This is a genomic window from Clostridioides sp. ES-S-0123-01, from assembly GCF_020658415.1.
Classification (GTDB): domain Bacteria; phylum Bacillota; class Clostridia; order Peptostreptococcales; family Peptostreptococcaceae; genus Clostridioides.
In genome coordinates this window covers 342,157-355,048 of sequence record NZ_JACVWD010000005.1, presented here as the reverse complement: position 1 = coordinate 355,048, position 12,892 = coordinate 342,157, and the positions used below count along the sequence as shown (strand labels likewise).

The 12,892-nt window shown below is 29.6% G+C and carries 12 protein-coding genes; 4 read left to right on the top strand and 8 right to left on the bottom strand.

Annotated elements, in window-relative coordinates; all coding sequences use genetic code 11:
• Positions 1-6: 6 nt before the first annotated feature.
• From IC175_RS14055 to IC175_RS14045, 3 genes are read right to left on the bottom strand one after another with little or no spacing between them, the layout of a single operon-like run.
• A complete protein-coding gene (locus IC175_RS14055; protein ID WP_227851643.1) occupies positions 7-2,103 on the bottom strand; it encodes a CocE/NonD family hydrolase in 2,097 nt (698 codons plus the stop codon).
• A 13-nt stretch (positions 2,104-2,116) separates the two neighbouring features.
• Entirely contained in the window at positions 2,117-3,277 is a 1,161-nt protein-coding gene (locus tag IC175_RS14050; protein ID WP_227434294.1) for a DUF819 domain-containing protein, read from the bottom strand.
• Between the two features lie 19 nt (positions 3,278-3,296).
• Positions 3,297-4,364 (bottom strand): mandelate racemase/muconate lactonizing enzyme family protein, encoded by a 1,068-nt coding sequence (locus tag IC175_RS14045; protein WP_227434293.1) that lies wholly within the window; start codon positions 4,362-4,364, stop codon positions 3,297-3,299.
• A 341-nt stretch (positions 4,365-4,705) separates the two neighbouring features.
• On the opposite strand from IC175_RS14045, the gene IC175_RS14040 reads away from it, so the two are divergent.
• Positions 4,706-5,272 carry a helix-turn-helix domain-containing protein gene (locus IC175_RS14040; RefSeq protein WP_227434292.1) on the top strand — a complete coding sequence of 189 codons (567 nt, stop codon included), beginning with the start codon at positions 4,706-4,708 and terminating at the stop codon, positions 5,270-5,272.
• Positions 5,273-5,474: 202 nt separating this feature from the next.
• Here IC175_RS14040 and IC175_RS14035 read toward each other — a convergent pair whose 3' ends face one another.
• From IC175_RS14035 to IC175_RS14020, 4 genes are read right to left on the bottom strand one after another with little or no spacing between them, the layout of a single operon-like run.
• Positions 5,475-6,461 (bottom strand): biotin-dependent carboxyltransferase family protein, encoded by a 987-nt coding sequence (locus IC175_RS14035; RefSeq protein ID WP_227831189.1) that lies wholly within the window; start codon positions 6,459-6,461, stop codon positions 5,475-5,477.
• A gap of 29 nt (positions 6,462-6,490) precedes the next feature.
• On the bottom strand, positions 6,491-7,186 hold the full coding sequence (gene pxpB, locus IC175_RS14030; RefSeq protein WP_227831190.1) for a 5-oxoprolinase subunit PxpB: 696 nt from the start codon (positions 7,184-7,186) through the stop codon (positions 6,491-6,493).
• Between the two features lie 19 nt (positions 7,187-7,205).
• Positions 7,206-8,426, bottom strand: coding sequence for an NRAMP family divalent metal transporter (locus IC175_RS14025; protein WP_227434289.1), 1,221 nt, complete (start codon positions 8,424-8,426; stop codon positions 7,206-7,208).
• 28 nt (positions 8,427-8,454) lie between these two features.
• Positions 8,455-9,246, bottom strand: coding sequence for a LamB/YcsF family protein (locus IC175_RS14020; protein ID WP_227434288.1), 792 nt, complete (start codon positions 9,244-9,246; stop codon positions 8,455-8,457).
• 585 nt (positions 9,247-9,831) lie between these two features.
• Between IC175_RS14020 and IC175_RS14015 the strand changes: the two genes are divergently transcribed.
• On the top strand, positions 9,832-10,461 hold the full coding sequence (locus IC175_RS14015) for a TrkA C-terminal domain-containing protein (protein ID WP_227434287.1): 630 nt from the start codon (positions 9,832-9,834) through the stop codon (positions 10,459-10,461).
• Between the two features lie 113 nt (positions 10,462-10,574).
• On the opposite strand, the gene glpK is transcribed toward IC175_RS14015, so the two are convergent.
• Positions 10,575-12,089 (bottom strand): glycerol kinase GlpK, encoded by a 1,515-nt coding sequence (glpK, locus tag IC175_RS14010; RefSeq protein ID WP_227823690.1) that lies wholly within the window; start codon positions 12,087-12,089, stop codon positions 10,575-10,577.
• 260 nt (positions 12,090-12,349) lie between these two features.
• Between glpK and IC175_RS14005 the strand changes: the two genes are divergently transcribed.
• Together IC175_RS14005 and IC175_RS14000 are read left to right on the top strand one after the other, a co-directional pair.
• Positions 12,350-12,538, top strand: a complete 189-nt coding sequence (locus IC175_RS14005) for a helix-turn-helix domain-containing protein (protein ID WP_227851642.1) — start codon at positions 12,350-12,352, stop codon at positions 12,536-12,538.
• A gap of 6 nt (positions 12,539-12,544) precedes the next feature.
• Positions 12,545-12,892 (top strand): hypothetical protein, encoded by a 348-nt coding sequence (locus tag IC175_RS14000; RefSeq protein ID WP_227851641.1) that lies wholly within the window; start codon positions 12,545-12,547, stop codon positions 12,890-12,892.

The window sequence follows — 12,892 nt, the reverse complement described above, 5'->3', positions numbered from 1 at the left end:
ATCAATTTAATTGTTTTCTATTGGCAATATCAACCTAGATGGATATTTTCCTCCATGATAAATTGTATTTTTTGCTTTTATATACTCAATACTATTATAACTATCTTCAGTGTTACTATTTTGGAATATAAAGTTTTTCGCACTAGATGTTATATCTAACCTAATTCTATGCCCAGTTTTAAATGTATTTGATATTTTTGAAGTTGTTATTGTAAACTTATAAATTTCTCCTTCTTCCATAAATTCTGACTTGTAAAAACTATTTCTGAATCTAGCACTTAGTATACCATCAGCTAATTTAATTGAGTTTCCATCTAAATCCACATCCATAATTTTTATAACCCAATCAGTATCTTTTGCCGAACTTGATGCAAAAAATTCCAACTTTATATCACCTGTTATAGTAAATTCTTCACTAAAAGCATCTGATGTGTAGCACAACATATCACTTCTTTTCTCCAAATCTTTATAATTATTTGGAACTCCCACTTCATTTTCTGACATATCAATCAACTGTATTGAAGGGTCTTTTGGATTATATATGTAACTATCATAATTTTCTTTTGAACATTCTTCAAAAGATAGTTTTCCATCTCCTAAAGATGTATTAGCATTTCCACCACTTATTAAATAGATACTTTTATCTATTTTATTTGCTATTGGCCAATTATCTGCCATCTTCCATTCATTCGAACCTACTGAATAATACTCTATTGGAGCAGTCTTATCTATATCATTTTCTACTCCTTTTAAGTATTTATCAAACCATAATAGATAGTTATAGTCTACATCATACCTCAATGAATTATCTCCAAAAGGAATATCATTTATATCCCTTATCGTGTTTGAATTATGCATCCATGGACCTAATATAGCCTTTCTCTTTCCTCTTTCATAATTTTTTATTACATCCAAAGCTTCTGTAGTACCCATCCCATTATCATCATACCATCCAGATATGACTAATGCAGGCACATTTATTTTATCTTTTTTTAGATGCCAATCCATCCTATCCCAATATTCATCCTTTTCTACTCTTTTTATCCACTCTTCTAAAAATTCTATTCTATATCCAAGTGCTTCAATAGGTATATTTTGTATCGGTCTTATATTTAAAACATCATCCCAGTCATCTCTTAGCATTTTACTTCTATCAACTTTATTTCTTGATACCATAAATGCCCATGCAAGCATTCCAGATACAAAAGCTCCACCTTTTCTTGGTATGTCAATAAAAGGACTACCTGCTGTAACTATACTAATTAAAGCTTTTAGATGTTTGTTTCCTGAAGATGCAGCTGCCCATTGAACATAACCAAGATATGAGGCTCCCATCATTCCAACAACTTCATTTGACCAGTCTTGTGCTACTATCCAATTTATAGTACTATCTCCATCTTCTCTTTCATAAATCATAGGCTCCCACTTACCTTCTGATTCATTTCTTCCCCTGACATCTTGTATGACAACAGCATATCCCCTTTGTACATACTTATAGTATATTTCTTTGTCATTTTCTTTTCCATATGGAGTTCTCATAAGAATTGTAGGTACTTTTTTAGTAGAGTCTTTAAACTTAGGAAGATATACATCTGTAGAAAGTTTTATTCCATCTTTCATATCAATCATATAATTTCCATCAAATTTTATAGGATATATCGCTTCATTTTTATGTGTTTTCTTCCACTCTTTTAATATCGTATAATCCTCATATTCATCCATAATTAGTATAGTACAAGTTTCCCTGGACAAGCATATAAAACCAACTATTTTATTATCCAAAACAATTACATCTAAAGGAAATTTTTTATTTCTTTGAACCCAGATATAGTCATTAAACTTAGAATATGTTTCTCCTAACTCATTTACAACCATACTTTTATCTGTGTTTATTAAGCTATTACTATAAACATTAAAGTTTTCAAATAAGAAGTTTAAATCTATTTTTGTAAGATTTAAATAATATATTCCTTCATCTTTATTCATAGGTTTTATTTCTTCTATTTCATTTGTAAAAGGATTTAATTTTTCAATAAGTAATGTTTCATCAAATACTACATTACCACTATACAAACCAGATATATATAACTTAAACTTTTTCAATAAAATTCACCTCCTAGAGACCAAGAACCATTTTTATTGCATATGCCACCGATATACCTGCATAATTTCCTAATACTCCACCAATTACCCCCATCACTACAGCTACACTTACAAGCGAATTCCATTTTGCTGAAGCGGCTACTAAAGCTGACGTTGGACCATCAGCAATTGCTCCAACTATAGAAAGTATTACATATTGATACTTTATCTTTAACATTCTAGTTACAAATAGATGGAAGACAAATGAAGCAAAGATTATGCTAAAGCAATAAAATGTTATAGTAAAAGTTGAACCTAAAAATTCTTTTATATCTACTGAAAATCCTATTGTACATAAAAAGAATAATGCAACAAACAATCCTAAATCTAAATTCCCCTTTAATTTTTTTACTGGTTTTAATTGAGCAATTATAATTGAAATTGTTGTAACTAAAAGAATTCTTGCTGCACTGCTAAAGCTTGAACTAAAATATCCTGAAAGAATTGTTGCAACCTCTGTAACAACAAAGCCTATAGCCAGCATCCAAGCGATATCTTTTATGCTCCACTCTTTTGATTCCATAAATTCTTCATTCTGGCAATCTTCTAACTCTGATTCTTCTAAATGATATGGCCAAAACTTTTGAAACTTCTTAGAATTTTTTAATATTGCTGGAAGTGCAAACATAAATATTAATGTTGGAACTCCAATTACATAATCAGCTGCATTCGCTGCTGCTAGAGTTTGTCTACTTACATTAAGACCTGTTCCAATAGCTGTAAGATTAGCACTTCCTCCAGTATATGTACCTACAAACATCCCTGCAACTTTCCATCCTTCTGATATTTCACCTGCAAATACCAATCCAAATAAAAACGCCATTATACTTACTGTCAATACTGCCACAAAAATTGCTATTAAAGGCTCTCTTGATAGCTTTGTCATTTCTTTTAAATCAACACTCATCAACATTATAGTCATAGAAACTGGTATAGCATATGTAGAAATAGTTCCATACAATTCTGTACTTACTGGAACTACCTTTAAATTTGAAAGTATTATTCCCATTATGATTATTGTAAGTGCTGGTCCTAAACTCTTAGTTACTTTATATTTTTGTAAGTAAAATCCAAATGCAACCATAGCTGTCATTATTGCAAGTATACTACCTGTACTTGAAAAAAGTGTATTCATATTTAACCCCCTAATTTCATCATAAGTTTACTTCTATTCCTAAACCTGGTTTGTCGATAAGATTCATAATATCTCCATCCATTTCAAATCCTCCAGATATACTTTCTAACTCTTCACAAAACATAAAACTATCAAGGTCAGCTTCTGTTATATTCTTCTTAGATGCTATTAAATTTGCTGCTGCTGTTATACCAATCCTTGTCTCAAGCATACATCCTAACATACAATTAACCCCACTTGCTTCAGCTATATTATTGATTTTTATTGCAGGGTAAATTCCACCAGATTTCATTAACTTGATATTAAATGTATCAACTGCATTTTTCTTTATAGCTTTAATTGCATCTATTGGTGAATGTAATGACTCATCTATCATAATCTTAGTATTACTCTTATTTCTTATGTAAGCAGTTCCATCTAAATCCCAATGTGGAAGTGCTTGTTCAATCGCATCAACGCCAAATTCTTCTAGTTTTTTGATAGTATTTATGCTACTATTTACATTCCAGCCTTGATTTGCATCTATTCTAATTCTTATATTATCTCCAACAGCTTCTCTAATTAATTTTACAGCTTCAATATCTTCTTCAGGTCTTATTCCAGCTTTAAGTTTCAATATTCTAAAACCTTCTCTAACTCTTCCCAGTGCTTCTTCTGCCATTTTCTCTGGTTTATCTATACCTATAGTTACATCTGTTTGAATTTTGTTATCATATCCTCCAAGAACTTTATAAAGAGGTACATTCATAATTTTACCTTTAAGGTCATACAAAGCTATATCAATTGCTGCTTTGGCAGAAGTATTACCTATTATGATTCCATCCATAATTGTATGTATAGTTTCAATATCTAATGGGTCTTTACCTATAAGTTCCTTTTTAAACATGATTAATATAGAAATTACAGTATCTAAAACTTCACCTGTAACTGCTGCAAGAGGAGCAGCTTCTCCAAATCCACAGTAACCTTCATCAGTCTCAATTTTTAAGATTATGCTCTCTCCATATTCAATTGTTCCAAACGAAACTACAACAGGCTTTCTTAATTTGATTCTTAATTTTTCAAATTTAATATCTGTTATTTTCATGTTAACCTCCTCATTTTTTGAAGTAATAATTTAATTTCTTTATTTTTATACTTCAAATTATATTATTACTTCAATGTATCTGTCAATATAATTTACTGAAAATTTAATTTTTTCTAAAATATCCTACAATAATACCTTTAAAATTAATAATCCTATATTAAATTTTTCTGCATTATATTAATTTATCAACAATTTATTTTTATAAGATTTTATTTGCACCTCACTAATTGCTAATTCTTAAAATCTTCCATTCATCTTTCTTGCTACTACTTCTATGTTATGCTATAATTACTTTGTTTTAATCGAATATTTTGTATAAATTTTATTATTTGGAGGTTCTTATGCTAGGGGAAAAGATGAGAAATATAAGAAAAAACAAGAAAAAAACACTAAGTGATGTTTCCAAATTGACAGACTTATCTATAAGTTATATATCTCAAATCGAAAGAGATGCTATTGAACCATCCCTGTCTTCATTAAGAAAAATCGCTGAAGTTTTAGATACTCCTTTATATATGTTTATGGATGATAATAACACGGATGATTTAGTCATCAGAAAAGAAGATAGAGTTATGATGAAGTTTCCAAAAAGTGAAATGTTTTATGAGATAGTATCTCCAATGCCAACAGCTGATTTTGCACCTTCAATCTTATTTTTAGAATTTGAACTTAAACCAGAAAGTGAAGATACTAAAGACTATATCTCTCATGCATCAGAAGAAGTAGTTGTATTGACAAGTGGTATAGTTGATATTTGTATAGGTGAAAATATAGTAAGATTAAATCCTGGGGATTCAACATTTATAAAAGCTAATACTCCTCATAAAATTATTAATCCAAGTAAAGATAAACCAGCTCGTGGATATGGTGTTATATCACCTCCCATTTGGCCAATAAAGTCCAAGTAAATATCTACAATACAATTGTTTAATATGTAAAATGTTTTAATACATAAAACCAAAACGTAAGCTCTTTTAAAATTAATGTATTTACTCAAATAAAAATAGCTATTTGACTAATTCAAACCATTTTAATAATGGCAAATAGTAAATAGCTATTTCTAAATTGTACTTTAAATTGTAACAAAAATTAATATTAATTAAATTTAAATTAAACCGCTATATCGTTTAATACTTTGGCTTTAACAACTCTTATATTTTTCATACTTTTATATATATCTTGAATCTTATCTTCTTGTTCTTTCAATAATCTATGAGCTTCATATATATCTACAAACTCAAACTTTACTACATCATTTGGCTTTGCTTGTGCTAACTTACACAAATCTACACTTATAACATTTCCTATTTTAGTATAACCACCACTAGTTTGTCTATCTGATAACATTATGATAGGTTTCCCGTGTCCAGGTACTTGTATAGCTCCATAAGAAATACCATCAGATATAATATCTGCTCCATTAATATGCTTTATACTATCTCCTTCTAATCTACAACCCATTCTATCTATTTCATTTGTAACTTTATATTCATTTAATAGAAATTTTTCTACTTCCTCTTTAGAAAAAGCATCAAATTGAGGTCCTTTTACAATTCTTAGTACTATTTCTGAACTATAATTTGGAATGTATTTTGAATTTAATTTTTTGTTTATTGTAAAATCTTTTTCTTGAGCAAAAGTATTTATATAATCACCTTTTTTAAGTGCTCTACCTTCAAATCCACCAATCTTAGCTCTTGTATAAGTTGATTTACTTCCCATTGCAAGTGGAACATCTATTCCACCAGCTATTGATACATATGCCCTAGCCCCTGAGTTTACACCTCTAAATGATAATATGTCACCAGGATTTATTTGATATGACCTCCAATTTTGAATCTCTTTTCCATTTATTCTAGCTCCTAAATCTCCACCAGTTACTGCTATTTGTGTATATTCATCAAAGGTAATTGTAGGACCTAACATTAGAACCTCCAAAGAAGCTTCATCTTCAGAGTTTCCAACTAATATATTTCCCACTCTATGTGCATATTCGTCCATTGCTCCACACCCAGATACACCATATTGTCCATATCCAACTCTACCTCTGTCTTGTATTAATGTTTGGAAACCTCCTAATTCTACTTTAAATCCCATATATACCACTCCCTGTATTATCACTATTTTTAAACACTTAAATTATTTTTTTCAATTTCTATAAATTCATCTAAAGTTATTGGAACAAACTTTATAAAATCTCCAGCTCGAAGTAAAATTTGTTCTTCTCTATTTTCGTCATATAGTTTTAAAGGTGTTCTACCAATTATTTGCCATCCACCAGGGCTATCTATAGGATATACACCTGTCTGAGAACCAGCTATTCCCACACTTCCACCATAAATTTTAGTTCTTGGTACTTCTAATCTAGGTGTAGCTATTCTTTCATCCATTCCACCTAAATATGGAAATCCAGGAGTAAATCCCAACATATATATTAAATACTCTCTGCCTGTGTGTATATTTATGACTTCATCTACAGTCAGATTATTGTAGCTTGCAACAGTTTCAATATCTATACCAAATACCTTATCGTAACATACTGGAATTTCATGTATTTTAGGTTTTGGCAGCTCTATACTTTCTAAATTATTTTCTATTTTTTTTAAGCTCTCAATTAAACTATCAAAATCTATTTTCAAGGGATTGTAGCTTATCATAAGTGACCTATATGTTGGCACCATTTCTGTAACAATACCTTTGAGATTTGATATTTCTATCGCTCTCATAAACGAAATTACTTTTTTATTTATATCTTCCGATATTTCATTTCCAAATTCAGCAACTACTGCTTTGTCTCCTGATAGCAAGTATCTAGTTTCCATAAATGTCACCTCTTTTAAATTAAGCAAATAAAGTACTCAGGCTACTAAGAGAAGTTATCCCTGCATAAGCAGATATTAAAACTACTATTAATCCAAATATCAAAAGCCATGTAGGATGTTTATAATCACCAACAATATCTTTTCTCTTAGATGCTATAAGCATTATTCCTAAAGTTATTGGAAGTATTAAACCATTTAAAGCTCCTGCTAAAATTAATAAAGTTGCTGGCTTTCCTATAAATGCCATTATAAGTGTTGATATAGCTATAAATGCTATTATAAAATACTTTTCATTTTTTGCTATGAAAGGATTTAGCGTCTTTAAGAAAGAAACTGATGTATAAGCAGCTCCTATAACTGATGTAATTGCAGCAGACCATAATACAAGCCCAAAAAATTTATATCCTATCGCTCCTGCACTAAATTTGAAAGCTGAAGCTGCTGGATTTTCTGGGTCAAGTTGAATCCCTTTTGAAACCACTGCTAATATTGCTAAAAATAAAAGTACCCTCATCATAGTTGCAACTAATATCCCTAAAAGAGATGATTTAGTTATTTCTTTTATATTTTCTTCACCTGTTATTCCACCATCTATTAATCTATGCCCTCCAGCAAATGTTATATATCCTCCAACACTTCCTCCAAGTAGAGTTATTATTGGAAATATCAGTGTCTTTGGATTTTCTGGTTTTACCATTCTATAAACTGCTTCTCCAACAGGAGGATGATTTGATATTGCTACATATCCAACTATAATTATCATACCTAATGCTAAAAACTTAGTTATCTTATCTACTAAAGAATTTGAATTTTTTGACATAAATACAAATATTGCTATTAATCCACTTAATACAGTTCCTAATGTCATATTCATATTAAACATTACATTCATACCAAGTGCAGCTCCACCAACATTTCCTATATTAAAAGCTAATCCACCAAGGCCTACTAAAAAGGCTACTAGGTAACCTAAGCCAGGTACTATTTTATTTGCTATATCTTGACCTCTAAGACCTGATACACCAATTACTCTCCATACATTCACTTGAGCTCCTATAAAAAGGATAGTTGTAATTAGTACTACAAATGAAAAACTTGGCCCAAAATCTTGAGTAAACTGTGCTGTCTGAGTTAAAAATCCTGGCCCAATTGCTGATGTTGCCATTATAAATGCGGCCCCTATAAGTGCCCCAACGTCTTTTTTACCTTTTTCGTTATCTGTAATATTTTTTGTACTCATATTTTATTTCCCCCTCATATTATCAGTCTTACAATGTGTCCTCTGATGAACAAACTTCCATATTTTCTAATGGACAAACCTCTATACTTTCTAATTCAAAACGTTTTCTTATTTCTTTAACAAACTCTATTGCTTTTGGATTGTCTCCATGCACACATATAGAGTCCGCTTTAATATGTATAATTTCGCCAGTTATAGTTTCCACTGTTCCTTCTTTTACCATCTTAACAACTCTATCTATTGCAGTTTTTGTATCATGTATAACGGCTCCCTCTACATTTCTTGGAACCAAAAATCCGTTGCTATCATAGGCTCTATCTGCAAATACTTCATTTGCAAACTTAAGTCCAACCTCTTTAGCTGAATTTATCATTTCACTATTATATAGCCCTAACAATGTAATATCTTTATTAACTTCATATATAGCTTCACAAATCGCCATGGCTAAATTTTTATCTTTTGCAGCCATATTATATAAAGCTCCATGTGGCTTTACATGCTGTATATTACATTCATTTGAAGTTGCAAATGCCATTAATGCTCCTAATTGATACTTTGTATAATCTTTAGCTTCTTGTTTTGTTATTTTCATCTCACGTCTTCCAAATCCTATTAAATCTAAAAACCCTGGATGTGCTCCTATTTTAACTCCATTTTCTTTAGCGAGTTTTACTGTTTTATCCATATGGCTAGGATCTCCTGCATGAAATCCACAGGCTATATTAGCTGATGAAATATATTTTAAGACTTCTTCATCTAAACCAATCTTATATGTTCCAAAACTTTCTCCTAAATCGCTATTTAAATCTACTTTATACAATTTATGACCCCCCTTGCTAACATTTTGATAGAATAAGTAGTTTTAATTTTTAAATTTTGTTTATTATATATATTGCATGAAATATTTTATTACTTGTATGCAATCTATTTTTTCAACTATTTTAATACATTTAATTAATATAATTTTACCATTTAAGGAATTTTTTTGCAATTAATTTAAATCGACATTCATTTGTACTTCTTTTTCAAAAACATTTTTCCCATTTTTTAGTTAATAATTAATTATTTATAGATGAATTATAGCTTTTAACTTTCATTTTTAAAGCATTTTTCAATTTTAATAACTTTGTATGCAAGACAGAAGTGTTTTTTTTCATTCATTTGTTTATTTCATCTATATAATTATCTATTTTTGTCCATAGAATGTCTTTACATTCCCTTAAATACTTCATTTCATACTTTGAATGGAAAAATTTAAATATGTATACTAAATGCATGTTAAAATATTATTTTAAAAAGACGACAATATTTGTACATAATGTAGACATATAAATTTATAAATTATACAATAGTATTATTAAGATTATATATTTTTTAACATAAATTTTATATTGGAGGAAAAACAATGGAAAAAAACTATACTATGCCGATATACCAAAAGATAGCTTTGGATATTGCAAATAAAATATATACAGGTGAAATACAGGAAGATTCAGTATTGTTTGGACGCTCTGTTTTGGCTGGTAAATACAATGTATCACCAGAAACTATAAGAAGAGCTGTTAAAATTTTAGAAGATATTGGCGTTGTTAAAAGCATAAAAGGTAAAGGTGTTATTGTACTATCACCAGACAAAGCTTCTTCTTTTATAAAAAAATATAGAGACATTACAAATATATCATCATATAAATCAACACTTTACAATTTAATAGATACTAAATCAAATCTAGAAAATGAAATCTTAGATACTATAAATAAAATTATAGATTATTCTAATAGACTAGAAATAATAAACCCCTTAGTGCCCGTTCAGTTCACAATAAATTCTAATTGTAAGTACATTGGCCAAACAGCTGCACAAACTAAGTTTTGGCAAAATACAGGCGCTACAATTGTTGCAATCAAAAGAGGTGAGGAACTTATAATCTCTCCTGGTCCATATATTGAATTTTTAGAGGGAGATATTCTTTTGGTTGTTGGAGACCAGCATATTTATAATTCTATACCAATGTTTTTATACGAAAATGAAAAATAGATTATACTATTTGGTTACAACTATGCAGAAATATAAATTTGAGAATAAAAAAGTAAAAATAAAAAAGTAGAGCTTTACAAAGCCCTACTTTTAAGTTTAAACACATCTAACCTTTAAATTTCTGACTCATCTTCTTTTTCCCAACTTAAAGCTCTTGATACAGCTTTCTTCCAACCTTTATATAATCGACGTCTCTTCTCTTCACTCATATTTGGATTAAACTCTTTTTCGACTGACCATTTTGATGTAATTTCATTTCTTCCAATATAGAATCCTACACACAATCCTGCTAAATAAGCAGCTCCCAAAGCTGTAGTTTCTACTATTTTAGGCCTATCTATATCTACATTTAGTATATCTGACTGGAATTGCATTAAGAAATTATTATTACTGGCTCCTCCATCAACCTTTAATGACTTTAATTTTAATTTTGAATCATGTTGCATTGCTTCTAATACATCCTTTGTTTGGTATGCAATTGATTCCAATGTCGCTCTAATTATATGCTCTTTTTTTGCACCTCTTGTAAGACCCAATATTGAACCTCTAGCATACATATCCCAATATGGAGCACCAAGACCTGTAAATGCAGGTACTACATACACACCATTAGTATCTTCTACTCTATTTGCATAAAATTCACTGTCGCTTGCAGATTCAATCATTTTAAGTTCATCTCTAAGCCATTGGATAGATGCTCCACCAATAAATATACTTCCTTCTAATGCATAAGTTACTTTTCCATCAACACCCCAAGCAATCGTTGTAAGCAAACCATGTTTAGATTTAACTATATTGCTACCCGTGTTCATAAGTAAGAAGCAACCTGTTCCATAAGTATTCTTTGCAGTACCTTCTTCAATACAATGTTGACCAAATAAGGCTGCTTGCTGGTCTCCTGCACATCCAGCAATAGGTATTTTAGCCCCTGATAACATACGCTCATCTGTATGCCCATAGACATAGCTAGAAGGTTTTACTACTGGCAACATACTTATTGGTATATCTAATTCTCGTAATATATCTTTATCCCATTCTAAGTTATTTATATTGTACATCATTGTTCTAGATGCATTTGAATAATCTGTTATATGTACTTTCCCACGTGTTAAGTTCCATATTAACCATGTATCGATAGTACCAAATAACAATTCGCCTTGTTCTGCTTTTTCTCTAGCACCTTCTACATTATCTAGTATCCACTTTATCTTTGTTGCTGAAAAATATGCATCTATCAAAAGACCAGTTTTTTCCTTTATTGCTTCCTCTAATCCTTTACTTTTGAGTACATCACAGATTTCTGATGTTCTTCTACATTGCCATACTATCGCGTTATAAATCGGTTTCCCAGTATACCTACTCCAAACAATGGTCGTCTCTCTTTGATTAGTTATACCTATTGAAGCAATTTCTTCTGGTCTTATACCTGCTGTTTCTATTACCTCTCTCATTACCCCACTTTGTGAACCCCATATTTCCATAGGGTCATGTTCTACCCAGCCAGCTTTTGGATAAATCTGTTTAAATTCCTTTTGCGCAATTTTTACTATTTCGCCTTTTTTATTAAATAATATAGCTCTTGAACTAGTTGTCCCTTGGTCTAGTGCCATTACATACTTCTTTTCCATTATTTTATTCTCCTTATCATATAATAATATTATTAACTTATTAAAAAGAAAAATCTAATATTACATAATTTTAGTACATATTCCTGCTTAAATATAAAAAATATAAATCTAATTAGATTAAATACTTATATAATAAGGCATCTATTTTGCGCCATATCTATATATTAATATTATACATTATAGCTTGCATATTGATTAATAAATTTTAAAGGTTTATAATAAACAGTGTTCATAATAATTTTAATGAAAGAGGTGGTCATATGCCTAAGATTTTAGAAAACGTAAAAGAAGATATACTAAAAGTGTCTCGAGATATGATTTTGGAAGAAGATTACTCAAATATTAGCATAAGAAAAATAGCCCAAAGGTGTGGTATAAGTGCAGGTACAGTATATAATTACTTCAAGTCAAAACAAGAAATAATAGAATATATTACAAAATCAGAATGAGATTTATTGATAAGGCGAATTGAATACTCTAACAAAAATAGTAATAATTACATTGAAAAACTAAATATTATCTTTACAGAAATAAGAAATTTTATAAACAAAGTTCATAATATTCAATATGACGATTTTTTAGATACTTTTGGAATGGAAAGATTTATCGAAATGAAAAAACATAAAAATGATTTTCATGAGCAACTTTCAAATAAAGTATATGAAGCTTTACAACAAGAAGATTTCTTTAATGATGATAAATTAGTATGTAATATCATAATCAAAATGTTTTTTTCATACTCAACCTATCTTCATATAGAATTTGAAGATTTAAATCCATATATTGAAAAATTAATACATTAA